General features: G+C 72.5%; 29 protein-coding genes. 19 read left to right on the top strand and 10 right to left on the bottom strand.

What is annotated here, in order from left to right; translation table 11 throughout:
• Nucleotides 1-20 precede the first annotated feature (20 nt).
• From era to ACIQMJ_RS24790, 6 genes are all read left to right on the top strand, one after another.
• Entirely contained in the window at nt 21-917 is an 897-nt protein-coding gene (gene era / locus ACIQMJ_RS24815) for a GTPase Era (RefSeq protein ID WP_387488757.1), read from the top strand.
• An 18-nt stretch (nt 918-935) separates the two neighbouring features.
• Nucleotides 936-1,688, top strand: a complete 753-nt coding sequence (gene recO / locus ACIQMJ_RS24810) for a DNA repair protein RecO (RefSeq protein ID WP_499763375.1) — start codon at nt 936-938, stop codon at nt 1,686-1,688.
• Nucleotides 1,689-1,731: 43 nt separating this feature from the next.
• Nucleotides 1,732-2,550 carry an isoprenyl transferase gene (locus ACIQMJ_RS24805; protein ID WP_387488753.1) on the top strand — a complete coding sequence of 273 codons (819 nt, stop codon included), beginning with the start codon at nt 1,732-1,734 and terminating at the stop codon, nt 2,548-2,550.
• Nucleotides 2,551-2,976, top strand: coding sequence for a YbjN domain-containing protein (locus ACIQMJ_RS24800; protein ID WP_387488752.1), 426 nt, complete (start codon nt 2,551-2,553; stop codon nt 2,974-2,976). It abuts the gene before it with no gap.
• A complete protein-coding gene (locus tag ACIQMJ_RS24795) occupies nt 2,976-3,248 on the top strand; it encodes a hypothetical protein (RefSeq protein WP_499763374.1) in 273 nt (90 codons plus the stop codon). Before ACIQMJ_RS24800 ends, ACIQMJ_RS24795 begins: the two co-directional genes overlap by 1 nt.
• A gap of 65 nt (nt 3,249-3,313) precedes the next feature.
• Nucleotides 3,314-6,004, top strand: a complete 2,691-nt coding sequence (locus tag ACIQMJ_RS24790) for a P-loop NTPase fold protein (RefSeq protein WP_499763373.1) — start codon at nt 3,314-3,316, stop codon at nt 6,002-6,004.
• Between the two features lie 32 nt (nt 6,005-6,036).
• Here ACIQMJ_RS24790 and ACIQMJ_RS24785 read toward each other — a convergent pair whose 3' ends face one another.
• On the bottom strand, nt 6,037-6,675 hold the full coding sequence (locus tag ACIQMJ_RS24785) for a class I SAM-dependent methyltransferase (protein WP_499763372.1): 639 nt from the start codon (nt 6,673-6,675) through the stop codon (nt 6,037-6,039).
• Nucleotides 6,676-6,773: 98 nt separating this feature from the next.
• Between ACIQMJ_RS24785 and ACIQMJ_RS24780 the strand changes: the two genes are divergently transcribed.
• Both ACIQMJ_RS24780 and ACIQMJ_RS24775 read left to right on the top strand, forming a co-directional pair.
• Complete coding sequence (locus ACIQMJ_RS24780) at nt 6,774-7,784, top strand: permease (protein WP_499763371.1); 1,011 nt, start codon at nt 6,774-6,776, stop codon at nt 7,782-7,784.
• A gap of 13 nt (nt 7,785-7,797) precedes the next feature.
• A complete protein-coding gene (locus tag ACIQMJ_RS24775) occupies nt 7,798-8,517 on the top strand; it encodes a TIGR03943 family putative permease subunit (RefSeq protein WP_499763370.1) in 720 nt (239 codons plus the stop codon).
• Here the strand turns inward: ACIQMJ_RS24775 and ACIQMJ_RS24770 are convergent.
• The 3 genes from ACIQMJ_RS24770 to ACIQMJ_RS24760 are packed head-to-tail and all read right to left on the bottom strand — an operon-like array spanning nt 8,505 to nt 9,646.
• On the bottom strand, nt 8,505-8,936 hold the full coding sequence (locus ACIQMJ_RS24770; RefSeq protein WP_499763369.1) for a Fur family transcriptional regulator: 432 nt from the start codon (nt 8,934-8,936) through the stop codon (nt 8,505-8,507). The two genes, ACIQMJ_RS24775 and ACIQMJ_RS24770, sit on opposite strands and share 13 nt — an antisense overlap.
• Nucleotides 8,933-9,334, bottom strand: a complete 402-nt coding sequence (locus ACIQMJ_RS24765; protein ID WP_499763368.1) for an ArsR/SmtB family transcription factor — start codon at nt 9,332-9,334, stop codon at nt 8,933-8,935. The genes ACIQMJ_RS24770 and ACIQMJ_RS24765 overlap by 4 nt, the downstream gene beginning before the upstream one ends.
• Nucleotides 9,335-9,379: 45 nt before the next feature.
• Nucleotides 9,380-9,646: a hypothetical protein gene (locus ACIQMJ_RS24760; RefSeq protein WP_499763367.1), complete on the bottom strand. Its 267-nt coding sequence runs from the start codon at nt 9,644-9,646 to the stop codon at nt 9,380-9,382.
• A gap of 17 nt (nt 9,647-9,663) precedes the next feature.
• On the opposite strand from ACIQMJ_RS24760, the gene ACIQMJ_RS24755 reads away from it, so the two are divergent.
• Together ACIQMJ_RS24755 and ACIQMJ_RS24750 are read left to right on the top strand one after the other, a co-directional pair.
• Nucleotides 9,664-10,044, top strand: coding sequence for an antibiotic biosynthesis monooxygenase family protein (locus ACIQMJ_RS24755; RefSeq protein WP_499763366.1), 381 nt, complete (start codon nt 9,664-9,666; stop codon nt 10,042-10,044).
• Between the two features lie 124 nt (nt 10,045-10,168).
• A complete protein-coding gene (locus tag ACIQMJ_RS24750; protein WP_141978513.1) occupies nt 10,169-11,554 on the top strand; it encodes a glycine--tRNA ligase in 1,386 nt (461 codons plus the stop codon).
• 80 nt (nt 11,555-11,634) lie between these two features.
• On the opposite strand, the gene ACIQMJ_RS24745 is transcribed toward ACIQMJ_RS24750, so the two are convergent.
• Nucleotides 11,635-12,561, bottom strand: a complete 927-nt coding sequence (locus tag ACIQMJ_RS24745; protein ID WP_499763365.1) for an AraC family transcriptional regulator — start codon at nt 12,559-12,561, stop codon at nt 11,635-11,637.
• 95 nt (nt 12,562-12,656) lie between these two features.
• Between ACIQMJ_RS24745 and ACIQMJ_RS24740 the strand changes: the two genes are divergently transcribed.
• Complete coding sequence (locus ACIQMJ_RS24740) at nt 12,657-13,076, top strand: anthrone oxygenase family protein (protein WP_499763364.1); 420 nt, start codon at nt 12,657-12,659, stop codon at nt 13,074-13,076.
• A 715-nt stretch (nt 13,077-13,791) separates the two neighbouring features.
• Complete coding sequence (locus ACIQMJ_RS24735; protein WP_499763363.1) at nt 13,792-15,237, top strand: SulP family inorganic anion transporter; 1,446 nt, start codon at nt 13,792-13,794, stop codon at nt 15,235-15,237.
• A 43-nt stretch (nt 15,238-15,280) separates the two neighbouring features.
• On the opposite strand, the gene ACIQMJ_RS24730 is transcribed toward ACIQMJ_RS24735, so the two are convergent.
• Nucleotides 15,281-15,727: a DUF6194 family protein gene (locus tag ACIQMJ_RS24730; RefSeq protein WP_499763362.1), complete on the bottom strand. Its 447-nt coding sequence runs from the start codon at nt 15,725-15,727 to the stop codon at nt 15,281-15,283.
• A 396-nt stretch (nt 15,728-16,123) separates the two neighbouring features.
• On the bottom strand, nt 16,124-16,579 hold the full coding sequence (locus ACIQMJ_RS24725; RefSeq protein ID WP_499763361.1) for a hypothetical protein: 456 nt from the start codon (nt 16,577-16,579) through the stop codon (nt 16,124-16,126).
• 117 nt (nt 16,580-16,696) lie between these two features.
• On the opposite strand from ACIQMJ_RS24725, the gene ACIQMJ_RS24720 reads away from it, so the two are divergent.
• Together ACIQMJ_RS24720 and ACIQMJ_RS24715 are read left to right on the top strand one after the other, a co-directional pair.
• Nucleotides 16,697-17,527 carry a hypothetical protein gene (locus tag ACIQMJ_RS24720; protein WP_499763360.1) on the top strand — a complete coding sequence of 277 codons (831 nt, stop codon included), beginning with the start codon at nt 16,697-16,699 and terminating at the stop codon, nt 17,525-17,527.
• A gap of 6 nt (nt 17,528-17,533) precedes the next feature.
• Nucleotides 17,534-17,713: a hypothetical protein gene (locus ACIQMJ_RS24715; RefSeq protein WP_499763359.1), complete on the top strand. Its 180-nt coding sequence runs from the start codon at nt 17,534-17,536 to the stop codon at nt 17,711-17,713.
• On the opposite strand, the gene ACIQMJ_RS24710 is transcribed toward ACIQMJ_RS24715, so the two are convergent.
• Nucleotides 17,697-18,584 (bottom strand): serine hydrolase, encoded by an 888-nt coding sequence (locus ACIQMJ_RS24710; protein ID WP_499763358.1) that lies wholly within the window; start codon nt 18,582-18,584, stop codon nt 17,697-17,699. The genes ACIQMJ_RS24715 and ACIQMJ_RS24710 overlap by 17 nt on opposite strands.
• Before the next feature lie 16 nt (nt 18,585-18,600).
• Entirely contained in the window at nt 18,601-19,332 is a 732-nt protein-coding gene (locus tag ACIQMJ_RS24705) for a Type 1 glutamine amidotransferase-like domain-containing protein (protein WP_499763357.1), read from the bottom strand.
• Between the two features lie 52 nt (nt 19,333-19,384).
• Between ACIQMJ_RS24705 and ACIQMJ_RS24700 the strand changes: the two genes are divergently transcribed.
• The 5 genes from ACIQMJ_RS24700 (at nt 19,385) to ACIQMJ_RS24680 (ending at nt 23,264) form a co-directional block, all read left to right on the top strand.
• Nucleotides 19,385-20,023, top strand: coding sequence for a YdcF family protein (locus ACIQMJ_RS24700; protein WP_499763356.1), 639 nt, complete (start codon nt 19,385-19,387; stop codon nt 20,021-20,023).
• A 38-nt stretch (nt 20,024-20,061) separates the two neighbouring features.
• Complete coding sequence (locus ACIQMJ_RS24695; protein WP_499763615.1) at nt 20,062-21,321, top strand: deoxyguanosinetriphosphate triphosphohydrolase; 1,260 nt, start codon at nt 20,062-20,064, stop codon at nt 21,319-21,321.
• A 20-nt stretch (nt 21,322-21,341) separates the two neighbouring features.
• A complete protein-coding gene (locus ACIQMJ_RS24690; protein ID WP_499763355.1) occupies nt 21,342-21,593 on the top strand; it encodes a hypothetical protein in 252 nt (83 codons plus the stop codon).
• Nucleotides 21,572-22,618, top strand: a complete 1,047-nt coding sequence (locus ACIQMJ_RS24685; protein WP_499763354.1) for a serpin family protein — start codon at nt 21,572-21,574, stop codon at nt 22,616-22,618. The genes ACIQMJ_RS24690 and ACIQMJ_RS24685 overlap by 22 nt, the downstream gene beginning before the upstream one ends.
• A 76-nt stretch (nt 22,619-22,694) precedes the next feature.
• The gene (locus tag ACIQMJ_RS24680) at nt 22,695-23,264 is read left to right on the top strand and encodes a carboxymuconolactone decarboxylase family protein (protein ID WP_499763353.1); all 570 of its coding nucleotides are present in this window, start codon (nt 22,695-22,697) and stop codon (nt 23,262-23,264) included.
• Here ACIQMJ_RS24680 and ACIQMJ_RS24675 read toward each other — a convergent pair.
• A complete protein-coding gene (locus tag ACIQMJ_RS24675; protein ID WP_499763352.1) occupies nt 23,254-24,201 on the bottom strand; it encodes a sigma-70 family RNA polymerase sigma factor in 948 nt (315 codons plus the stop codon). The two genes, ACIQMJ_RS24680 and ACIQMJ_RS24675, sit on opposite strands and share 11 nt — an antisense overlap.
• Between the last annotated feature and the right edge of the window lie 4 nt (nt 24,202-24,205).

Raw genomic sequence — 24,205 nt, 5'->3', positions numbered from 1 at the left:
GGGGCGGGGACAATGGGCGGATGGATGGTTACCGCTCCGGGTTCGCGTGCTTCGTCGGCCGCCCCAACGCAGGCAAGTCGACGTTGACCAACGCGCTCGTCGGGACCAAGGTCGCGATCACGTCGAGCAAGCCGCAGACCACCCGGCACACCATCCGGGGCATCGTGCACCGCGAGGACGGGCAGCTGGTCCTCGTGGACACCCCCGGCTTGCACCGGCCGCGCACCCTGCTCGGCCAGCGGCTCAACGACCTGGTGCGCGAGACGTGGTCCGAGGTGGACGTGGTCGGCTTCTGCGTGCCCGCCGACCAGAAGGTCGGCCCCGGCGACAAGTTCATCGCCGCCGAGCTGGAGAAGATCGCCAAGCGCACCCCGGTCATCGGCATCGTCACCAAGACCGACCTGGTCGGCCAGCAGCAGGTCGCCGAGCAGCTGCTCGCCCTGCAGAACGTGATGGACTTCGCCGACCTGATCCCGGTGTCCGCGGTGGACGGCTACCAGGTCGACGCGCTGGCCGACCTGGTGCTGGGCAAGCTGCCGGAGGGCCCGCCGCTGTACCCGGACGGCGAGCTGACCGACGAGCCGGAGCTGACCCTGGTCGCCGAGCTGATCCGCGAAGCCGCGCTGGAGGGCGTGCGCGACGAGCTGCCGCACTCGATCGCGGTGGTGGTCGAGGAGATGCTGCCCCGCGAGGGCCGCGACGACCTGGTGGACATCCACGCCAACGTGTTCGTGGAGCGCCCCAGCCAGAAGGCGATCATCCTGGGCCACCGCGGCGAGCGCCTCAAGCAGGTCGGCATCACCTCGCGCCGGCACATCGAGAAGCTGCTCGGCACCCGCGTGTACCTCGACCTGCACATCAAGATCGCCAAGGACTGGCAGCGCGACCCGAAGCAGTTGCGCAGACTGGGCTTCTAGGCAGACTGGGGTTTCCAGGTGGCGAACCTCTACCGGGACACCGGGGTGGTCCTGCGGGTGCAGAAGCTCGGGGAGGCCGACCGGATCATCACGCTGCTCACGCAGCGGCACGGCAAGGTGCGCGCGGTGGCCAAGGGGGTGCGCCGCACGTCCTCCCGGTTCGGCGCCCGGCTGGAGCCGTTCGGGCACGTCGACGTGCAGTTCTACCCCGGCCGGTCGCTGGACGTGATCACGCAGGTGGAGACGCTGGACGCGTTCGGCGTGGTGCTGGTCGACGACTACCAGCGCTACACGGCGGCGTGCGCGGTGCTGGAGACCGCCGACCGGCTCACCTCCGAGGAGGGCGAACCGGTCGTCCGGCTGTACTTGCTGGTCACGGGCGCGTTGCGGGCGTTGGCGGCGAAGGAGCGGGACGCCTCGCTCATCCTGGACGCCTTCCTGATGCGCGCGATGGCGTTCGCCGGGTGGGCGCCCGCGGTGGACGAGTGCGCCCGCTGCGGCGACCCCGGCCCGCACAAGGCGTTCAACGTGCACGCGGGCGGCATGGTGTGCCCGCGGTGCCGCCCGCCGGGCAGCGCCACGCCGTCGACCGACACGTTGCGCCTGCTCGCCGCGCTCCTGCACGGTCGGTGGGACGTGGTGGACGGCATCCCCACGGGCGCGCGGCGGGACGCGAGCGGCCTGGTCGCCGCGCACCTCCAGTGGCACCTGGAGCGGCAGTTGCGCTCGCTGCCGCTGGTCGAGCGCAAGGCGCAGCCGGCCGACGGTTAGGCTCGCTCGCCGCACGAGAACCCCACCCATGGAGAGGACAGCCATGCTCCGCCGACGGCGGGTTGAGCGCGTCCAGCGCGTTCCCCGACCCCCGGAACCGCACCCGACCGGCGCGACGCCGCCGGTGCTGCCCGCGGACCTCGTGCCCCGGCACATCGCGATCGTGATGGACGGCAACGGCCGGTGGGCGAACCAGCGCGGCCTGTCCCGCATCGAGGGCCACAAGCGCGGCGAGGCCGTCGTGGTCGAGGCCGCCAAGGGCGCGATCGAGATGGGCGTGAAGTGGCTGTCGCTGTACGCGTTCTCCACCGAGAACTGGCGGCGCAGCCCGGAGGAGGTCCGCTTCCTCATGGGCTTCAGCCGTGACGTGATCCACCACCGCACCGACGAGCTGGACGAGCTGGGCGTGCGGGTGCGGTGGGCGGGTCGCCGGCCCCGGCTGTGGCGCAGCGTCATCAAGGAGCTCGAGGTCGCCGAGGAGCGCACGAAGGACAACACCGTGCTGAACCTGGCGATGTGCATCAACTACGGCGGTCGGGCCGAGGTCGGCGACGCGGCGCGGGAGATCGCGCGGCTGGTCGCGGCGGGCAAGCTCAACCCCGAGAAGGTGGACGAGCGCACCCTCGCCAAGCACATGTACCAGCCGGAGATGCCGGACGTGGACCTGTTCATCCGGCCTTCCGGCGAGCAGCGCACGTCGAACTTCCTGCTGTGGCAGTCGGCGTACGCGGAGCTGGTGTTCCAGGACATCCTGTGGCCCGACTTCGACCGGCTGGACCTGTGGCGCGCCTGCGAGGCGTACGCCATGCGCGACCGGCGCTTCGGCGGCGCCGTGGACAAGCCCGACGTGGAGGATTCTTAAGTGACCGACCAGGACGCCAAGGTGACCGCGGAACTGCTGACCGCGGCCCGCGAGGCGTTGGAGATGTTCCACGACGTCCACGTCGACGACGACGGCGCGTTGAGCTTCCAGCACGGCGAGGTGCCGTGCGCGGTGCAGGCGATGCGGCTGGCCGAGGGCCTGACCGTGCTCAGCCTGACCTGCGTGGTGGCCTGGGACCTGCCCGACGACCGCAACCTCGCCGTGTCCGCCGCCGAACGCGCCGGTCAGGGCCTGTTCGGCACGCTGGGCGTGGTGCACACCGACCGCGGGATGGATGTCACGTTGCGCTACGCGTTCCCGGCCGAGGGGCTGAAGCCGGAGCCGTTGAGCACGCTGCTGATGTTGGTCGTGTCCACTGCCTCGCAGCTGCGCAACGAGCTGCTGGCCGGAACCGGGAGCGCCTGATGGCCGGTGTGATCGTGTACGAGCCCGACGACGACACGGACGTGGAGGGCCTGCCGTGGGCGGTCACGTTCGAGGCGTCGGCGGGGGAGGAGTGGGCCTCGTTCGTGTGCGGCCCCTACGACCGTGACGACGCGGTGAAGCTGGCCGAGGAGGTGCTCGCCGCGAGCCGCGGCGTGACCGCCGTGGTCGAGCCGCTGCTGCCGGTGACGGAGGCGGCGGACGTGCTGGCGACGATCGCCGAGCTGCGGGACGAGGAAACCGACCCCGAGTAACCCTGCGTGACCGACCCGGTACGGTCTGGGCCCGAACGGGCGTCGACTTGACCGGGGGGGTCTTCGTGGAATCGCCGACTGCCAGTGAGCTCGGATCGGTGGAGGGGGTGTCGGTGGCGGTCGTCGCCACCGACATGCCGTGGGCGTTGGAGGTGGACGCCCTGGTGGTGTCCGTGGGCGGGAGCTTCGGTGAGCTCGGCGCGGAGCTGGCCCATCGGTTCCCGTCCTTCGCCAAGGAGGTCGAGCGCCTCGACCTGTCCCGCATCCCGTCGTCCCGACCGCGCACGGTCGAGCCGGGCGACGTGGGTTCACTGCGGTTCGTGATCCTCGCTTCCCCGCACGGCGACGACGGCGAGGTGAGCGAGGAGGCCGTGGCGGTCGCGACGAAGGCGGCCGTCCACGCCGCCGCCCGCGCGGGCGCCACGGGTGTCGCGCTGCCCCTGCTCGCCACGGGCGTGCTGGGGCTGCCGCAGGAGGACGTGGCCGCCGTCGTGGTGCCGGCGCTGGTGGAGGCCCTGCGGTCGTCGGCACGGCGCGGCCTGCGCCGGGTGGTGCTGTTCGGCCGACGGGAGCCGGTCGTCGGCATCGTCGCGCGGCAGTGGTCCGGTGAGGGTCCGGTGGCCGAGGGCTCGTTCCCGGCGACCGCGCACGACGACCTGGCGGGCGGGGTGTCCAGCGACCTGGTCGACCCGGCGAAGCCGATCCCGCTGGAACGCGACCGGCTCGGCGTGGGCACCTACGTGTCGATGCTGGCGACGGTGATCGCCGAACGCGCCACCCCGACGCCGTTGTCCATCGGCGTGTTCGGCGACTGGGGCGCGGGCAAGAGCTTCTTCATGGGCCTGCTGCGCGGGCGGATCGAGGAGCTGGCGGGCTCCGGCTCGCCGAAGTACTGCCACCGGGTCGTGCAGATCGGGTTCAACGCGTGGCACTACGCCGACACCAACCTGTGGGCGAGCCTGGCGGACGTGATCTTCCGGGCGCTCGCCGAGCCCGATCCCGGACCGGAACGGCGGCGCAGCGAGCTCCAGCGCGTGCTGGCCGAGAAGATCGACCGGCGGGTCGAGCTGGCCGAGGTGAACGGGCGGGCCGAGGCCGAGGTCGCCCGGCTCAAGGCCAAGCTGGACGAGGCGGACAAGGGGCACGTCACCGGTGCGCGCGACCTCCTCGCGGCCGTGCGCGAGTCGACCGAGGTCCAGGAACGGCTCGACCGGGTGTGGAAGCGGATCGGCGTCGCCGATGAGGTCGAACAGGGCAAGCTGCTGTCGCGGCAGCTGCGGGACACCCACTCCGACGTCGACGAGGTGCGCCGGTTGCCGAGCGACCGCAACGGCAAGCTGGCGCTCGCGGCGGCGGGCGTGGTGCTCGGCGTCAGCGCCGCGGCCGCGCTGGCGGCCCCGGTGATCACCTGGCTCGGCGGCGCGGCGGGGGTGGTGCTCGCCGCCCTGGGCGGTGGGCTGCTCCTGCGCGCCCGCCGCGGGTTGAGCGAGCTGCGGACCATGGCGGAGGACATCCGCGGCGGGCTGGACCGCATCCACGAGGAGGGAGTGCGGGAGCGCGTCGCCGAGACCGTCGAGCACCTGCGCAAGGCCGAGGCGGACCACCTGGTCGCGCAGGCGCAGTTGGACGAGGTGGTGGCCCGGGTCGGGGAACTGGGCCGGGAGCTGGCCGACCTCGACCCGGCGCGTCGGATGTCGGCGTTCGTGAGGGACCGGGCCGACGGCGACACCTACACCCGCGACCTCGGCGTCGTGTCGACGTTGCGCAAGGACTTCGAGCAGCTCGTGGCGCTGCTGGCGGACTGGCGGGCGAACCCGGGCGCGGACCCGGAGACCCGGCCCGTCGACCGCGTGGTGCTGCACATCGACGACCTCGACCGGTGCGAGCCGCGGCAGGTCGTGCAGGTGATGGAGGCGGTGCACCTGCTGCTGGCGATGGACCTGTTCGTCGTGGTCGTCGGCGTCGACCCGCGCTGGCTCGTGGGGGCGCTGCGCAGCCACTACGCGGGCGTCCTGGACGCGGGCGAGTCGCCGTGGCGGGTGCTGCCGGAGGACTACCTCGAGAAGATCATCAACATCCCGTTCACCCTGCCCGGCATGCCCGGCGGCAGCCTCGGGTCGCTCCTGCGCGCCATGGTGGAGGCCGACGCCCCCGGTCCGACCCCGGCGTCCCCGGCCGCGTCGGCCGAGCCCGCGCCCGCTGCGGAGCTGACGATCGAGCCGGGCGCGCAACTGGACGCGCCGCGGTCGCCGCGGGCCGCCCGACCGTTGACGGAGCCGGAGCTGGTGTTCCTGGACGCCCTGGACCGCCTGGTGGACACGCCGCGCGCGGCGAAGCGGCTGCTCAACGTGTACCGGATGATCCGGGCGACCCGGGACCTCGGCGACGCGGCGCGGTTCCTCGGCTCCGATGATCGCCCCGGCGAGTTCGAGGCCGTCGTCGTGCTGCTCGGCATCACCGCCGCCGCGCCCGCACTGGCCGCCGACGTGCTCACCGCCGCCCCCGAGTCGGCCGACGTGCGCGGCGGCCTCGTGCACCGCGACCCGGCCACGTCGTGGACGTCGTTCGCGGCCGACCTCCTGCCCCGGGACGGGCGGTCGCCGATCGTCGGCGAGATCGGCCCGGAGGCCGCCGAGCGGTGGCTGCGCCTGCACCGCGGCCTGCAACCGATCACCGATTCGGTCACCCTGCCCGACCTGACCGCGTTCCAGGCGTGGGTGCCGCACGTCCGCCGGTTCTCCTACCTGAGCCGCTGACCTCGGGCACCGCCGGACCCGACCGGTGTCGGCTACTCGTCCGGCGGCTCGTCGGGCTCGACGAACGCGAACATGCGCGCGCCTGTCGGCAACGGGCGCGGTTCGGCGCGGAAGCGGTGGGCGCCGACGCCGTAGCCCGCGTCCGGGTCGGAGACCCACCGGCGCTCGAAACCGCGCTCCTCGAACCACGCGCAGATCGACGGCACGAGGTCCGGAGCGCCGCGGTGGCGGGTCCAGATCACCGTGCCGCCCGTCCGGCACAGCGCGGCGCAGTGGTCGACGGTCCGCTCCACGTCCTCGTCGGTGATGTTGCCGAACACCCCGCAGACCAGCACGAGGTCCGCCGGGACCAGGTCGCGGTAGTGGTCGGTGAGCGAGGCGTCGGCCGTCAGCACCTCCACCCCTGGCAGACCCGCCGCCCGTGCCGCGGCGTGCTCGGTGTTGCGCGGGTCGAGCTCGACCAGGCGGGCGCGCACGTCGTCGCGCCGGGGGTGGTCGACGAGCACTTCCAGCAGGTCACGCCCCTGGCCTGCGCACAGGCTCACCACGCGCAACGGCCCCGGTGGGCTGTCGTCCAACGCGGCGCGGACCTGCTCCTGGACCGCCCGCAGCCGCCGAGCCAGCCGCGAGTCAGGACGGTCGTAGTCGGCGTGCCACCCGTGCCAGTCCACCCCTCGAACCTACCGCCGGTGACGGCCGGGTGGCCGGCACCCGAAGACCAGCCGGAGGTCGGTGAGCCCGCGGCGCGAGTTCTGGCATCATCTCGAAAGTGACAATCACTGGCGAGATCCGCGGCTCGCGCCGGCGCGGCACGCCACCGCGCTGGAAGATCACTTCGCTGGAAGTGCTCTGCGCGCTGCTCGTGCTCGCGCTGGTGCTCCAGGACTGGTTGGTCGGCGTGCTCGACGTGCCGGTGCTGCGCACGGCGTCCACGGTGTTCGTCGCGGTGTGCGTGCAGGCGCTGCCGTTCCTGGTCCTCGGCGTGCTCATCAGCGGCGCGATCGCGGCGTTCATCCCGGCGACCGCGCTGCGCCGGGCGTTGCCGAGCAAGACCGCGCTGGCCGTGCCCGTCGCCGGTGTCGCCGGTGTCGCGCTGCCCGGCTGCGAGTGCGCGTCCGTGCCCGTCTCGCGCCGCCTGATGCAGCAGGGCGTGGCGCCCGCCGTGGCGCTGACGTTCCTGCTCGCCGCGCCCGCGGTGAACCCGATCGTGCTCGTGTCCACGGCCGTCGCGTTCCCGAACGCCCCGATGATGGTGCCCGCCCGGTTCGCCGGCGCGCTGCTCACCGCCATCGTCATGGGCTGGCTGTGGACCCGGTTCGGCAAGGCCGAGTGGATCGCCGAACGGGCGTTGCGCCGCCTGCCCGACCACGACGGCACGTCCCGCTGGGCGGTGTTCGCCGAGACCGCGCGGCACGACCTGGTCGACGCGGGCGGGTTCCTGGTGCTCGGCGGCGTGTTCGCGGCGGCGTTCAACGTGCTCGTGCCGCAGGAGTGGCTCCAGACGCTGGGCGGCCAGGTCGTGCTGGCCGTCGTGGTGCTGTCGCTGCTGGCCGTGGTGCTGGCGCTGTGCAGCGAGGCCGACGCGTTCGTGGCGGCATCCATGTCGGCGCTGCCGCTGCTGCCCCGGCTGGTGTTCCTCGTGGTCGGCCCGGCGGTCGACGTCAAGCTCATCGCGCTGCAGGCGGGCGCGTTCGGCAAGTCCTTCGCGGCGCGCTTCGCCCCGGCCACGTTCGTGGTGGCGATCGCGTCGGCCCTGGCGGCGGGAGCGGTGTTCCTGTGAGGCGTGAGAACCCATGAGGCGTGAGACCCAGAACATCCTGCTGGTCCTGCTCGGCGGCGCGCTGCTCAAGCTCGCGCTGACCGGCACGTACCTGCGGTACGTCAAGGAGTCGCTGCAACCGTGGCTGGTCCTGACCGGCGCCGTCATGGTCGTGCTGGCCCTGTTGTCGATCGTGCGCGACATCCGCGGCGGTCAGCAGGACCCGAGCGGCGTCGAGCACGCCGGGCACGAGCACGGCACGTCCCGCAGCCCGTGGATGCTGCTGCTGCCGGTGTTCGCGGTGTTCCTGATCAGCCCGCCCGCGCTGGGCGCGGACACGGTCAACCGGTCCGACCGCAACGCCGCCCAGGAGGCCAACGCGTCGAGCGGGTTCGCGCCGCTGCCGTCCGACGACGTCATCCCGCTCACCATCTCCGAGTTCGTCACCCGCACGGCGTGGGACGACTCCGGCTCGCTGGACGACCGCACGGTCAAGCTCACCGGGTTCGTCGTGCGCAAGGACGCCGACGTGTTCATCGCCCGGCTGACCATCTCGTGCTGCGCCGCGGACGCCTCGCCGGTCAAGGCGAAGATGGCCGGTCAGGACTTCGCCGCGCTGCCCACCGACCAGTGGGTCGAGGCCACCGGCCGGGTCGTGCCCGGCTCGGCGACCAAGGAGACCGCGTTCGTTCCGACGTTCACGGTGTCGCAGGTCGTGCCGATCGCGACACCCGAGGACACCTACGAGGGCTGAGCCTTCCCGCAGCAGTCGCGGCACGTGCCGAAGATCTCCACGGTGTGGCTGACCTCGACGAACCCGTTCTCCGCGGCGACGCGGTCGGCCCACTTCTCCACCGCCGGGCCCTCGACCTCCACCGTGCGCCCGCAGCTGCGGCACACGAGGTGGTGATGGTGGTGCTGGGAGCAGCGCCGGTAGATCGCCTCACCCGAGTCGGTGCGCAGCACGTCCACCTCGCCGGCGTCGGCCAGCGACTGCAACGTGCGGTAGACCGTGGTCAGGCCGATGCCCTCGCCGCGCTTGCGCAGCTCCTCGTGCAGCTCCTGGGCCGAGCGGAACTCGCCCAGCGAGTCGAGCAGCTTGGACACCGCCGTGCGCTGCTTGGTCGACCTCAGTCCGGGCACCGCGGTGGTCGGACGCTCGCTAGTGGTCACATCTCCTCCGTCCGGGGGGTCCGGTCGGTCTGGTTGATACCACGCGGCCCCTCGTCCACATGGGTCACCGCGTCCACGACGATGTGCGCCAGGTGCTCGTCGACGAGCCGGTAGACGACCTCGCGGCCGTGCCGCTCGCCGTGCACGACACCCGCCGCCTTGAGCACCCGCAGGTGCTGGCTGATCAACGGCTGGGCCACGCCCAGCGCCTCGACCAGCTCGTGCACGCACCGGTCCGCCTCGCGCAGTTGCAGCACGATGGCGATCCGCACCGGCGCGGCGAGCGCGCGCAGCAGCTCACCGGCCGCGGACAGGGTCCGGGTGGGCTGCCGCGGCGCGGGCGGGGGCACGCGGCGTTCCGGGGAGTGCACGTGCTCGCCCCGCACTCCGACCGTCACGTCGCCTCCCACGTGGTATGGATTTTCACCACCGATACTACGGCGCTAGAGCACCGACACCGTGATGAGCACCAGGACGGCCAGCACGAGCAGTCTCAACACGCGCGCGCTCGGGGTCAGCAGGGGCCAGGTCGTGGCGAGCAGCGCCGCCACACCCAGCGCCAACAGGCCCAGCAGCAGCGCGCCCACCGTGCCCTGGAGCCACACGCCCAGCCCGAACACCACCAGGACCAGCAGGAACGCCGCCGGCGCGGGCACCCGCGAGAGCGGTCCGGCACCGGGGATCAGGGTCCGCTTCGAGTTACCAGCCACCGTGGCATCCTTGCACCGTGCTGCTCGTCTGCCGCTTCACCGTGGCCGAACCCGGGGTCGAGGCGTTCACCGGGCGCGTCGACCGGGCGTTGGCCCTGCTCACCGCCCAACCCGGCTGCCGCCGCGCCCAGCTGTCCCGGTCGACCGACGAGGCGGACCGCTTCGTGCTGACCGTCGAGTTCGACTCGGTGGTGGCCTACCGGCGCGCGCTGTCCCCGTTCGAGGTGCGCGAGCACGTCATCCCCCTGCTGTCCGAGGCGAGCACCGACGAACCCGCCGCCTACGAACCGCTGCTGGTCGCCGCCGACGGGGCGGTCCGGCGCGAGGTGAGCCTGCTGGCGCACGACGCGGGCACCGTCCGCCTGGGCGAGGCCGCGGGGCCGACCACGCCGCGCTGATCGGGTCCGCCGCCGGACCGCGGGGGCGTGCGGCGTGGCCCGGTCGCCCGATGGCGACCCGACGGCAAGGACTACCCTGGCAAGCCCCTTTCCCGTCCTTTCTGCATCTCCCGATGGAGTGTCCGTGGCAGCCGATCGCATCGAGACCGTCGTCAGCCTGTGCAAGCGTCGCGGGTTCGTCTACCCGTGCGGCGAGATCTACGGCGGCACCAGGTCGGCGTGGGACTACGGTCCGCTCGGCGTCGAGCTGAAGGACAACATCAAGCGCCAGTGGTGGAACTACATGGTGCGCGGCCGGGAGGACGTCGTCGGCTTGGACTCGTCGGTGATCCTGCCGCGCGAGGTGTGGGTGGCGTCCGGGCACGTCGAGGCGTTCGTGGATCCCCTGATCGAGTGCAACTCGTGCCACAAGCGGTTCCGGCAGGACACGCTGGCCGAGGAGTACGCCGAGCGCACCGGCAAGCAGGTGGCCGAGGGCGACGTGTCCGACGTCCCGTGCCCGAACTGCGGCACGCGCGGCCAGTACACCGAGCCGAAGATGTTCAACGGCCTGCTCAAGACCCACCTCGGCCCGGTCGAGACCGACGAGGGCCTGCACTACCTGCGCCCGGAGACCGCGCAGGGCATCTTCACGAACTTCCTCAACGTGCAGACCACGTCGCGCCGCAAGCCGCCGTTCGGCATCGGCCAGATCGGCAAGAGCTTCCGCAACGAGATCACGCCGGGCAACTTCATCTTCCGCACCCGCGAGTTCGAGCAGATGGAGATGGAGTTCTTCGTCGAGCCGGGCACGGACGAGGAATGGCACCAGTACTGGATCGACGAGCGCACCCGCTGGTACACCGAGCTGGGCATCTCCAAGGAGAACCTGCGGCACTACGAGCACCCCAAGGAAAAGCTGTCGCACTACTCGAAGCGGACCGTCGACATCGAGTACCGGTTCCGGTTCGGCGGCCAGGAGTGGGGTGAGCTGGAAGGCATCGCCAACCGCACCGACTTCGACCTCACGACCCACTCGAACCACTCGGGCGTCGACCTGTCGTACTTCGACCAGGCCACGAACTCGCGCTACAAGCCGTTCGTGATCGAGCCCGCGGCGGGCGTGGGCCGGCCGATGATGGCGTTCCTGCTGGAGGCTTACACCGAGGACGAGGCCCCGAACGCCAAGGGCGGCGTGGACAAGCGGGTCGTGCTCCGCCTGGACCGCAGGCTGGCCCCGGTGAAGGCCGCCGTGCTGCCGCTGTCGCGCAACGCCGACCTCTCGCCGAAGGCGAAGGACCTGGCCAACGCGCTGCGCAAGCACTGGAACATCGAGTTCGACGACGCGGGCGCCATTGGCCGCCGCTACCGCAGGCAGGACGAGATCGGCACGCCGTTCTGCGTCACGGTCGACTTCGACACCCTCACCGACCACGCCGTGACGGTGCGGGAGCGCGACACCATGTCGCAGGAGCGCGTGTCGATGGACCAGCTGGAGGGCTACCTGGCCGCCCGGCTGATCGGCGCGTGACCTGAGCGTTGAACTCGGGGGTCCCGAGCGTTCGACTCTCGGGACCTGAGCGTTCGACTCTCGGGACCTGAGCGTTCGACTCACGGGGTGGCGCGGTGGGCGGAGGGGGAGAGGCCCCGTTCCCGCTTGAACGCCGTGCTCAGTGCGAAAGCGGTGCTGTAGCCGACCTGGCGGGCGACCGCGGCCACGGTGGCGGACGGTTCGCGCAGCAGGTCGGCGGCCAGGGTGAGGCGCCAGTCGGTCAGGTAGGCCATCGGCGGTTCGCCGACCAGTTCGGTGAACCGCCTGGCCAGCGCCGCCCGGGACACGCCGACCGCCTCGGCCAGCGACCCCACCGTCCACGGGTGGGCCGGGTCGGCGTGCAGCAGTCGTAGGGCACGGCCCACCACGGGGTCGGCGTGCGCGGAGTACCAGGTCGGCGTGCGCGCCTCCGGCCGGCAGAACCACGACCGCAGCACCGAGATCAGCACCAGGTCGAGCAGGCGGTCCAGCACGGCCTCCTGGCCCGGTTCGTCGCGGGTGATCTCCTCGGCCAGCAGGGGCACCAGCGGCAGCTCGGACCGCGGCGCCACCAGGAACGGCGGCAGCACCGACAGCAGCCGGCGGCTCACCTCGCCGTCCCACTGGTACGTGCCGCTGAGCATCACCACGGACCCGTCCGCGTTCGCGCCCCACGTCCGCACGCCCAGACCCCACTGCTCGCACAGCGCGGCGCCGTCCGGCGTGGTGGTGATCCCGCCGGGGTGGACCACCGCCTGCACGGGCGTGGCCGGGTCGTCCGCCAGCACGTACGGGTCGGGCCCGCACAGCACCGCGACGTCACCGATGCGCAGCCGCACGGGGTCGCCGTCGTGCGGCAGCAGCCAGCCGTCCCCGCGCACCATCGCGACCACGGTCAACGGCGCGCGGTCCTCGATGCGCAGCGACCACGGCGGGTCCAGGACGGTGCGCATGAGGAACGCGCCACGGGCGCGCGGCCCGTCCAACAACCCGGCGAGAGCGTCCACGGGCGCCAGCCTAAGACGCTCGCGCATGCGTTCGAGGCGTCGAGCCATGGAGAGTCCAGGACCCCTCGACTTGACTGGTGCTCATGTTCCCCACGGTGACGATCATCGCGGCCCTCGGCTGCGGGATGATGGCTGGAGTCTTCTTCGCGTTCTCCGCGATGGTCATGCCCGGTCTGCGGCGGGCCGAGCCCGAGGTCGGGGTGGCCGCCATGCGGGCGATCAACCTGGCCGTCGTGAACCCCGCGTTCATCGGGCTCTTCGCGGGCACGGCGGTCGTCGGCGTGGTGGCGGCGTTCGAGGGCGACCCGTGGGCGTGGGCGGGCGCGGCGCTCTACGTCGTGGGCGGGATCGTGCTCACCGGGGCGTTCCACATCCCGCGCAACAACGAGCTGGAACGGCTCGGCTCGACCGACTGCTGGACCCGCTACTTGCGCGAGTGGGTGCCCGCGAACCACGTCCGGGCGCTGCTGTCGCTCGCCGCAGCCGTGTCGTTCACCCTTGCTGCCCTCCTCTAGCGATCACTGTGCGTAACCGGATTCGAGTTTAATGATCTGCGTCACGAACCATCGAGTGAATATCGAACCGACTGCGTGAAAACAGGCTCCTGATTAACCCTCACGTCACCCGCCTTTGTGACACTGGATTGCAGGCGCGGCTCATCGGGGGGTGTCATGACGCGTGTTGTCGTCGTCGCGATCGCCTTGGCGCTCGTCGCCGTGCTCGTGCCGTCGCCGTCCGGTCCGGTCGGCGTCGTGCGCGCCGCCCCGGTCGGCCACGTCGTCTCGGGTTCGGAGGAAGAGCCCGCCCGCGAAGGCCGCACCGGGGCCGAGACGCGATCTTGGGCGACCCGCCCGTCGCCGGCCCGACCTGCGGCGAACCCCTCCCGCGTGGTCCCCGTCCTCCGGCGCGTCGACGCGTCCACGGGTACGGACCCACCGGTGGACCGGGGACGACGGGACCACCTCCGTTCGTGGTCCACCCCATCGGCTCTCCAGGTGTTCCGGAACTGATCGGCGCCCCACCGCCAGTCGATCGCACGAGTCCGACCACCGACGAGTGGGGAAAACCGATGGAAATCACCCTGCGGGCGCACCACGCCCGCGCATATCCGCCCCGCGTGTCCCAGGAAATGGGACGCGGGCGCGCGAACGACCGATCACCGACCCCGTCCACCGGCCACGCGGCATCACGCGCGGTGAACGGCCCGGCGGGGGACGACCGGTGAGCACCATGACCCGACGACCCGCCCCGGCCCGGCTGCGGGCGACCCTCTGGCCCGACGTCGGCGCGTCGCTGGTGGTGTTCCTGGTGGCGCTCCCGCTGTGCGTGGGCATCGCCGTCGCCTCCGGCGTCCCGGCCGAGCTGGGCATCATCACCGGGGTGGTGGGCGGCCTCGTGGTCGGCCTGCTGCCCGGCAGCACCATGCAGGTCAGCGGCCCGGCGGCGGGCCTGACCGTGCTGGTCGCCGACACCGTCGCCACGCACGGCCTGCCCGCGCTCGGCCTCATCGTGCTCGGCGCGGGCCTGCTCCAGGTGGCCATGGGCCTGCTGCGGCTGGGCCGCTGGTTCCGCGCCATCTCGCCCGCCGTGGTCCAGGGCATGCTCGCGGGCATCGGCCTGGTGCTCGTGCTGGGCCAGCTCTACCCGTTCGCGGGGCAGGACCAGCCCGCCACGACCGGCGGGAAGTTCGCGGGCCTGCCCGACCTGGTCCGGGCCGCGTCGACCACCGCCGTCGGCCTGAGCGCCGTGGCCGTGGCCGTGCTGACGCTGGTGGTGGCCTGGCTGTGGAAGCGCACGCCGTGGCGCGCCGTGCCGGGGATGCTGGTGGCCGTCGTGGTCGCCTCGGCGGTGGGCGTGCTGCTGCCGGTGCCGCGCATCGAGGTCGGTCCGCTGACCGACGTGGTGGCGTTGGTCGACTTCTCCCTGCTGGACGCGGGCCTGCTGGGCGCGGTGCTGACGTTCGCCCTCGTGGCGTCGGCGGAGACGCTGTTCTGCGCGGCGGCCGTGGACCGGATGCACAGCGGGCCGCGGACCAGCTACAACCGGGAGCTCGTCGCGCAGGGCGTCGGCAACGCGGTGTGCGGCGTGCTCGGCGCGCTGCCGATGACCGCCGTGATCGTGCGCAGCGCGGCCAACGTGGACGCCGGGGCCCGCACCCGGCTGTCCCGCGTGCTGCACGGCGTGTGGCTGCTCGTGTTCGTCGTGCTGCTGCCGGGCGTGCTGTCCTACGTCCCGTTGGCGGTGTTGGCGGCGTTGCTGGTGCAGGCGGGTTGGAAGTTGCTGGCGCCCAAGCAGGTGCTGGCCCTGGCCCGCGCGGACCGGGCGGAAGCGGCCATCCTGGTCCTGACCGCCGGCCTGATCGTGCTGACCGACCTGCTCACCGGCACCCTCGCCGGCCTGCTCGCCGCGGTGGTCAAGACGGCCTGGGACATGTCCCGCCTGACCGTCACGGTGACCGCGCACGGCGAAGACCACCACCACGTGGCCGTGCGCGGCAACGCGACGTTCCTCAAGCTGCCGGGCCTGCTGGAGACCCTGGAGGCCGTGCCGGACAGCAGGCACGTCCGGGTCGACCTGACCGGCGTCCGCCACCTCGACCAGGCGTGCGGCCAGGCCATCGACCACTGGGCCGCGGGACGCGGCGGCGTCGAGCTGATCCACCCGGCGTCCGACTGAGCGCCACGCCCGGCGCGGGACCGCCCCCGCGCCGGGCACCGCCTCACGCCTTCGACCGCCGGGCGTGGTTGGCGTGCTTGCGCGCCGCGAACGCGTGCGCCTCGACCAGCAACGGCTCGACAGCGGCCACCGTCGCCTCACCCGGCGACACCACGCAAACCCAGTGCTGCGCCGCGTAGACGGGGTGCGGCATCACCCGATCCCGTTCCGCGTAGTCGAATCCGGTCTTCAGCACGCCCTGCTCGTCGCGCTCGGTCGGCACGGGCCCGAACATCGCCGTGTACGTCGCCTTGGTCAGCCCGATGTTGAGCCGATAGGCGCCCGGCCGGTCCAAGTCGGAGACCTGCTCGTAGTTGTCGCCGGTCACGATCGTCGCGAACGGCATCTGGCGCTCGGGCGGCAGGTCGCCGTCGGGGTCGTAGAGGAAGAACGTGTCGCCGTACGCCTCCATCACGCGGGTACCGGCAAAGGACTTAATGTGTTCCGTCATTTCCTCGGCATTCACACCTTCAAGCGTAACTTTCAACTTCCATATGAGGCTTCGCCGAGCTTTTCCCTGGGCAGACGGGCAAAACCCTCAAACCGCAGTTCAACCGAGGAGCGGACTTCCCGTACCGCTCCAGAGCACCCGGACCGCGCCCCGGGCTGCGGCCGCGAAGAGCAGGCAGCGCTCCCGGAGCGGGCGTGACGGCCACCCGCAGTGAGCCGGCCGGAATTCGCGGCGATGACCGCGTCGGCGGCGCACTACCGGCTCGCCCAGCAATCACCACAGCTCGCCATCCCGTGCGTCGACGAGCGTGGTACTCCTACGACCGGATCCGGGACGGCGACGCGTTCCACGTCGACCCGACGCCGTGACGGGCGGTCGCCCCGCTCGTCCCGCCGCTCACCGGGGCCAGAACTGCATGACCCAGTGCTCGACGGCCTCGTCCGCGTAAGGCAGGGAACCCACTTCGGCGGCGGCCTCGCGCCCCCGGCAGTGCACCCGCATCGCGTGGACACCGGGACCGCCCACCCGCAAGGTCCCCTCGGGCGCCCAGGCCGTCACGGTGGCCGGCCGCAGCACCCCGGAGGTGAGGAGCATCCTGCCCTCCCACACCACGTCCCACTGCCCCTCGGGCACGTCCGCCGGCCCGTCCCACGACTCCAGTCGCACGGCCGCCAGGTGCATGGCACCGCCACTGCGGAAGACGGCGCCGTTCTTGCCGGTCAGCATCGTCTCCGGTGAGCCCAGCGCGGACCAGCCCGGTTCGCCGGGTTCCACCCGGTCGTCGTCGATGAGGCCGAACTTGCCCCACTCGACGGTGACGTGCTCGTCCAACGCGGCCAACAGCCTCGCCATCCCACCCCCCGGCACTCGCGGCTCGCGGTATACCAGCATGCCGATCCCGTCACCATCGCGAGCAGGTGTTCGACGGCCGGGGTACCGGGGCGGGCACGGTGGCCTACCGTCCCGTCGATGACCATGCAGAGCGACCCTGAGCGGACCCGGTTACGCATCGCCGAGTTGGACCGGTACATGCGTGCGCACGTGCTGGATGGCAGCGGATTCAGGTGCGGCAAGGAGGCCGTCTGCCGGGCGTCGGCGCTGCGGCGTCCTGGCACGTCGTTCTGGCGTGGCCAGTTGTCGCACATCGGCCGCCACTACGACATCGTGGAGAACGGCCGGCCGTGGCGGGTGATGGTGTTGGGCATGGAGACCGGCAGGGAACGCGAGCACGTCACGCTGGCGGAGCGGTGGTCGGAACAGCAGTCGGTGATCGACGGCGACCCGCGCAGCCGGAAGCCCCACATGAAAGGCACGGCGAGCGCGTTGCGGCTGGCGTTCGGTCGTGAGCCGGGTCCGGACCGGCGTGGCGAACTGCTCGACCTGGCGAACGCGCCGCACCCGGTGCACATCATGGATGCCTACGCGCTGGTCAACGTCCGGCTGTGCTCAGCGGTCGCCACGGGGACCACCGCCTCGCGGGGGACCGCGGTGATGACCGCCAACTGCCTGGCGCACCTGGCGGCCACGGTGCGGGCACTGGAGCCGACGCTGTGCGTCCTGCAAAGCCGACCCGCCCGCGACGGGATCGACTCGATCGTGACACGAGCGCGGACCCTCGCGCCGAACCTCGAACACGTCCACCTGGCCGGTGTGCCCGTCTACCTGGCGTCATTCGGCCACCCGCACCAGATGGGCGCGCACTCGCCGATGAACTGGGGCAGGTCGTTCTCGACGCCCTATCTCGACGACGTCGTGGCCCCGACCATCCGAACGGCCCGTGACCTGTATCAGGAAGCCTGAGCGAAGGTGGTGGTCGCCGAAGCGGAGACAGCCCTGCTGGGCAGCGCGAACCTCACCGACCGGGGCCCGTCCGGCACCAGCGAGCTCGGTGTGCTGTCCCGCGACCGTGCGTTCGCTTCGAGGCTCGACGGGCGCTTCCGCGCGTTGCTGCGGCCTGAGGCGCGCTGCTTCAGCCGGTTGGCGTGAGCGCCGCGGTCAGCGCGTCGGTGACGGAGGTCAGGCGGTCTTTCGCGGTTTGCTCGTCGACGTTCGCCTGGATCGAGAGGACGGCCACGGCGTGGCGGTCGGCGAGGACGCCGGACGTGTGCAGGTGGAGGTCGGCCGGCAGGTACCACATCCAGCCCTGCTTGGCGTAGGTGTGGGAGTGGGTGGCCGAGCCGGGGGCGAGCAGGCCGTACGCCTGGTCGAAGCCGTCCGCGGCGGTGGGGGAGGCGGACGTCAGGGCGGTGACGACGAAGTCCCGGTCGGCGGTCGGGAGGTCGGTCGCGATGTAGCGGTAGAGCCGGGTCACGTCACGGGCCGACATCTCCACGTCGCCCCACTGGGAGGCGTCCTCGGGCGCGTGGGTGTCGGTGAGGCCCGCTCGGGCGGCGACGCGGTCGATCGCGCCCATGCCGTCGTGCACCGTCCACAGCGCGTTCATGGCGTCGTCATCGCTCAGGCTCAGGGCGCGTGCCAGCCGGTCCAGGTCGGCCGACGGGACCTCGCCGGCGGTCAGCACGTCCACGGCCACCAGGAGCTTGCTCAACGACGCCGAGCGGAACGGGGTGTCGGCGTCGGAGCCCGCCGTCGCGCCGGTCTCCAGGTCCACCACGGCGAGCCCGAGGTCGATGTCGCCCGCCGCGCCGACCGCCCGCGCCACCGCCGCCGAGAGGTCCGGGGCGGGTGCCTCGGCGGAGCGTGGCGCGGCCGGACGCGGGGTGTCCGCCGGAGTGGTCGCGGTGCTGTGCGGCGCGACCAGCGACGCGTGCGCGGTGCGGTCCGCCGCCTGCGGGTGCACGAGCGCGACCACGCCCGTCACCACCGCGACCGCGACCACCCACCAGCGTCTCCCCACCCCTCCACGGTCCGTCTCACAACCGCCTGACGTCGAGCGATTCCTCCTGTGCGGTTGCTGAAGATTCGTCACGTCGCACCACGTACGCACCGCCGGAGCGCCGCTCGGACACGGCTTCGACGAGCTCGGTGCCGTGGTAGACGAGCCCGGCGCCGTCGTCGGTGCAGTGCGCCACCGGCAGCACGCCCGACGTCACCGCCGCGTGGATCGCGGGCCGCCGCGCCGGCTCGCTGTCGTAGTGCACGCCGTTGCCGTACGGCAGGAAGCCCAGCCCGTTGGTGATCACCCGCAGCTCCGGCCCGAACGAGTCGGTCGCGCCGCCCACGAACCAGCAGATCGACCCGGCGGACACGCCGCCGAGCACGACGCCGTCCTGCCACGCGCCGCGCAGCGCCGACCCGAGGTCGTGCACCGCCCACACGGCGAGCAGGTTCGCCACCGACCCGCCGCCCACCCACACCACGTCGTGCTCGCGCAGGAACCCCGGCACGTCGGTCGTGGGCGGCATGGTGAACAGGTTCAGGTGCGACACCTCCCAGCCCGCGAGCTGCCCGGCTTCGGAGATGTTCGCGTTGAACCACCGCTGGTCGCCCGCGGCCGTGCCGATGTAGCACAGCCTGGGCTTGCGGCGGTGCACGCCGGACAGGTCGACGGCGTGGTGCACCAGGCCGTGGAACTCGAGGTTGGTCCGGTGCCCGGGGCGGAAACCGCCCGAGGTCGCCACGATCGTCGGCTGCTCTGCTGGCATGAGGTGATCCTGGCAGCGATGACGCCGCGACCGGTATGGGATCATCCGCGACGTGACGTTCCTGCCGAGACTCCGCAGGCTTGCCACGCGCGTCGTCCTGGGCGGCCTGGTGATCGGGCTCCTCGTCGTCGGCGGCACGGCGTTCCGCGTCTGGCAGGTGGCCCGCGAGGACGACCGCACCCACGCCGACATGGCCGTGGTCCTGGGCGCGGCCCAGTTCAACGGGGTGCCGTCGGACGTGCTGGAGGCGCGGCTGGAGCACGCCCGCCGGCTGTACGAGCAGGGCGTGGTCAACTACATCGCCACCACCGGCGGCCGTCAGCCCGGCGACAACTTCACCGAGGGCGAGGCCGGCCGGATGTGGCTGGAGGCGCGCGACGTGCCCGCCGACCGCATCCTCGAGGTCGGTGAGGGCACCGACACGCTCGGCAGCATCCGCGCGCTCGCCGCCGCCGCCCGGGAGAAGTCCCTGACCACGGCGGTGATCGTCAGCGACCCGTGGCACTCGCTGCGGGCGCGCACGATGGCCGAGGACGAGGGCCTGTCCGCGTGGACGTCGCCGACCCGCAGCGGCCCGAACGTGCAGACCCGCGAGACCCAGTTGTTCTACATCCGCCGCGAGACCGGCGCGCTGCTCTACTACCACCTGATGAAGGCGCCGGCGGGCGCGTTCGACGGCATCCTGCTGTAGGTCTGCCCTTACCCTGGGCGGATGAGGTCGGGCACGTGATCCAGGGCTACACCGCGCACGACTCCGCGAGGCTGCTCCCCGAGCTGCCCAAGGGAGCGGTGCTGCCCGGGGCGCGCACCGAGCGCCGTTCGCCGTTCTCCCGCGACCGGGCCAGGGTGCTGCACTCGGCGGCGCTGCGCCGGCTCGCGGGCAAGACCCAGGTCGTCGGCCCCAACGAGGGCGCGGAGGTCACCGGTGTGCCGCGCACCCGGCTCACCCACTCGCTGGAGGTCGCCCAGATCGGCCGGGGCATCGGCGAGGAGCTGGGCTGCGACCCGGACGTGGTCGACACCGCGGGCCTGGCCCACGACATCGGGCACCCGCCGTTCGGGCACAACGGCGAACGCGCGCTCGACGAGCTGGCCGGGCTGTGCGGCGGCTTCGAGGGCAACGCCCAGACCCTGCGCATCCTGACCCGGCTGGAACCCAAGACCGCCCGGGGCCTCAACCTGACCCGGGCGTGCCTGGACGCGGCGACCAAGTACCCGTGGACCCGCCGTCCCGGGATGGTGAAGTTCGGCGCCTACGACGACGACCTGGACGTGTTCTCGTGGGTCCGCCAGGGCGCGCCCGACCACCGGCGGTGCCTGGAGGCGCAGGTCATGGACTGGGCCGACGACGTCGCCTACTCCGTGCACGACGTGGAGGACGGCGTGCTCGCGCACCGGATCAGCCTGTCGGCCCTCGGCGACCCGGCCGAGCGCGCCGCCATCGCGGAACTGGCCGCCAAGCACTTCTCCGACGAGCCGGTGTCCGTGCTCGAAGCCACCGCCACCGAGCTGCTCGGCCTGCCGGTGATCGCCGAGCTGACCGAGTACGACGGTTCCCTGCGCGCCCAGGTGGCGTTGAAGCGGCTCACCAGCGAGCTGGTCGGTCGGTTCGCCTCGGCCGCCGTCGGCGCGACCCGCGAGGTGCACGGCCACGGCCCGCTGAGCCGCTACCGGGCCGACCTGGTCGTGCCGCCCCGGGTCGCGGCCGAGGTGGCGCTGCTCAAGGCGGTCGCGGTGCGGTACGTGATGAGCGACCCGTCGCGGCTGGCCATGCAGGCGCGGCAGCGGGAGCTGGTCGCCGAGCTGGTCCACCTGCTGCTCATGCGCGCCCCGGACACGCTCGACCCCGCGTTCCACCCGGCGTGGGCCGCCGCGGGCACCGACGCCGAACGGCTCCGAGTCGTGGTCGACCAGGTCGCCTCCCTCACCGACGCCCAGGCCGTGGCGTGGCGGCGGTCGCTGGCGAACGTCGCCCCCGAACCACTGTGACCGGTGGCACACTCGACCTCATGGCCGATGAGTCCAGAAGACCGCCGGGCCGTCCTTGGCCGTGGCGCAGACCGACCCGCGACCCGGTGCACGTCGGTGGCGAGCTCCCGTACGACGGGTGGGACGACGAGCCCGGCGACGACGGCTCCGCCGGGGTGCGCGAACCACGCCACCCCCAGCCGCTCGGACCCACGAGCGGCGCGGGTGAACGTCCGATCCCGGACGAGCCCACCGCCGTTAAGGAGACCCTGTGCCTGATCGAGCGCACCTGACGTTCGCCCTCACCCTCCACGACGCCGTCGCGCCCGACCGCACGCGCAACGCCTGCTGGTCGCCGTACTCGGTGGCTAGCGCGCTCGGCATGACGGCGCAGGCGGCGCGCGGGGAGACCGAGGCCGAACTGGTCGCGCTGCTCGGCGCGGACCACGCCAAGGTGCTCAAGGACGCGGTGGTCGGCGACGACGCCGAGTTCGCCGTGGCCAACACGCTGTGGGCGTGGGACGAGCTGCCGCTCAACGAGGGCTTCCTCACCGACCTGGCGGGGTGGCCGGGCGCGAAGGCCAGGTCCGCGCCGTTCGCGCACGACCCGGAAGGCGCGCGCAAGCTCGTCAACGCCGACGTGGCCGAGACGACCCGGGGGCTGGTCCCGGAGCTGCTGGTGCCGGGCTCGATCACGTCCGACACGGTCGCGACGCTGGTCAACGCGCTGTACCTGAAGTGCGCGTGGACCGAGGAGTTCCCCGAGCACGACACCGCCGACCTGCCGTTCCGCGGCGCCGGGACCGTCGCCACGATGCGCCGCGAGGGGAACGCGCGCTACGCCCAGCGGGACGGGTGGCAGGCCGTGGCGCTGGCCGCGCGCGGCGGTGTCGAGGCGGTCGTGCTGCTTCCTGACGGCGACCTGGGGGGCACCGAGGGCGTGCCCGGGGTGCTGGAGGCGTTGGACCACGACCGGGTCGAGCTGTTCCTGCCCAAGCTGGACCTGTCCGTGAAGGTGTCGCTGGCCGACGCGTTGCAGCAGGTCGGCGTGCGCACGATGTTCGGCCGTGACGCGGACCTCACCGGCCTGAGCCCCGACCCGCGGCTCTACGTGGACGACGTGGTGCACGAAGCCGTGCTGCGCCTGGACGAGCAGGGCTTCGAGGGCGCGGCGGCGACCGCCGTGATGATGCGCCTGACCTCGTTCATGCCGGTCGAACCCGCCCGCACGGTCCGCGTCGACCGGCCGTACCTGCTCCTGGTGCGGCACGCCGACACGGGCGCGATCTACTTCCTCGCCCAGGTCGCCAAGCCGTAGCCGATCTCCCGGGGCGCTGTCACGTCCGGGCCTCCCTCCTCGTCCACCGGGTGAAGACCCGAAACGAGGAGGGGACATGGCACCCAGGATCCCGGTGGTCACGACGAAGCAGGCCAACCCGCTGGTGCGCTTGGCCTACCGGTTCGCCAGGAAGCGGTTCGGCGCGGTGCCCGAGCCGTTCACCGTGGCCGCGCACCACCGCCGGCTGTTCGTGGCCAGCGCGCGGCACGAGATGGCGGTGGAGAAGGCCGCCCGGACGCTGCCGGTGTCGCTGCGGGAGCTGGTCGTCTACCTGACCGCGGTGAAGCTCGGCTGCTCGTGGTGCGTCGACTTCGGCACGATGCTGATCAAGCACGAGGGCTTGGACATCGACCGGCTCAAGGAGATCCACGACTACCGCACGTCGGACAAGTACACGGAGCTGGAGAAGCTGGCCCTCGCCTACGCCGACGCGATGACCGAGACGCCCACCGCGGTCACCGACGAGCAGGTCGCCGAGCTCGACCGGCGGCTGGGGCACCAGGGCCTGGTCGAGCTGACGTACCTGATCGCGCTGGAGAACCAGCGCGGCCGGTTCAACTCGGCGTTCGGCATCACCGACCAGGGCTTCACCTCGGGGGACGCCTGCCGGGTCCCTATGCCTTGACGCCCTCAGGGGCCTCGGGTCCCTCGGGGAACGGCACGTGGCCCAGCTTGTCCGGGTTCGACATGTCGTACACGCCGGCCACCTTGCCGTCCCGCACCACGATCGCCTCGACCCGGGGCGTCAACTCGCCCTGGGCGGCGAACACCAGCCCCAGGTCGCCGTTGACCAGCGCGGGCCGACCCTCGACGTCGCCGTAGCGGCGCATGAGGCCGAGGATGAGGCGCGCCACCTTGTCCGCGCCGCTGACCACGTGGACCGCCGTCTTGGCCTTGCCGCCGCCGTCGCCGACCATCACCACGTCCGGGTGCAGCAGGCTGACCACGGCGGCGAGGTCGCCCGACGCCACGGCCGCGAGGAACCGCTCCAGCACCTCGCGCTGCTCCTCCAGCGCCACCCGCGGCGGCGGGTCGGCCTCGGCCGCCGCCCGCCGGCCCCGTGACGCGTGCTGGCGGGCCGTGGCGACCGTGCAGCCCAACGCGTCCGCGATCTCCGCGAACGGCACGTCGAACGCGTCGTGCAGCACGAACGCCACCCGCTGCTCGGGCGTGAGGCGGTCCAGCACGACCAGCGCCGCCATCCGCACGCCGTCGTCGCGCACCACCGCGTCCAGCGGGTCGCCCTGCCCCGAGGTGACCACCGGCTCGGGCAGCCACTGCCCGACGTAGCGCTCCCGCCGCACCGCCGCCGACCGCAGCCGGTCCAGGCAGATCCGGCCCACCACGGTGGTCAGCCAGCCGCGCAGGTCCCGGATGCCGGCGCGCGCCTGCTCGGTCAGCCCGGTCAGCCGCAGCCACGCCTCCTGCACCGCGTCCTCGGCGTCCGCGACGCTGCCGGTGAGCCGGTAGGCCACGCCGACCAGGTGGGCGCGGTGGCCGGTGAAGGTCGAGGCCAGGGCCTGCTCGGCAGCCGGGGTCTCCGAGGCTGTGGTCACGGGCACCAGT

This window comes from Actinosynnema sp. NPDC091369 (assembly GCF_044757065.1).
Lineage (GTDB): Bacteria > Actinomycetota > Actinomycetes > Mycobacteriales > Pseudonocardiaceae > Actinosynnema.
This window is presented reverse-complemented; position numbering and strand designations above follow the sequence as displayed.

Excerpts from the sequence above, each read along its gene's own strand:
- era (WP_387488757.1), top strand. The coding sequence starts at position 21 with ATGGATGGTTACCGCTCCGGGTTCGCGTGCTTCGTCGGCCGCCCCAAC.
- ACIQMJ_RS24805 (WP_387488753.1), top strand. The coding sequence starts at position 1,732 with ATGCTCCGCCGACGGCGGGTTGAGCGCGTCCAGCGCGTTCCCCGACCC.
- ACIQMJ_RS24795 (WP_499763374.1), top strand. The coding sequence starts at position 2,976 with ATGGCCGGTGTGATCGTGTACGAGCCCGACGACGACACGGACGTGGAG.
- ACIQMJ_RS24775 (WP_499763370.1), top strand. The coding sequence starts at position 7,798 with ATGAGGCGTGAGACCCAGAACATCCTGCTGGTCCTGCTCGGCGGCGCG.
- ACIQMJ_RS24735 (WP_499763363.1), top strand. The coding sequence starts at position 13,792 with ATGACCCGACGACCCGCCCCGGCCCGGCTGCGGGCGACCCTCTGGCCC.
- ACIQMJ_RS24730 (WP_499763362.1), bottom strand. The coding sequence starts at position 15,727 with ATGACGGAACACATTAAGTCCTTTGCCGGTACCCGCGTGATGGAGGCG.
- ACIQMJ_RS24725 (WP_499763361.1), bottom strand. The coding sequence starts at position 16,579 with ATGGCGAGGCTGTTGGCCGCGTTGGACGAGCACGTCACCGTCGAGTGG.
- ACIQMJ_RS24720 (WP_499763360.1), top strand. The coding sequence starts at position 16,697 with ATGACCATGCAGAGCGACCCTGAGCGGACCCGGTTACGCATCGCCGAG.
- ACIQMJ_RS24705 (WP_499763357.1), bottom strand. The coding sequence starts at position 19,332 with ATGCCAGCAGAGCAGCCGACGATCGTGGCGACCTCGGGCGGTTTCCGC.
- ACIQMJ_RS24690 (WP_499763355.1), top strand. The coding sequence starts at position 21,342 with ATGGCCGATGAGTCCAGAAGACCGCCGGGCCGTCCTTGGCCGTGGCGC.
- ACIQMJ_RS24680 (WP_499763353.1), top strand. The coding sequence starts at position 22,695 with ATGGCACCCAGGATCCCGGTGGTCACGACGAAGCAGGCCAACCCGCTG.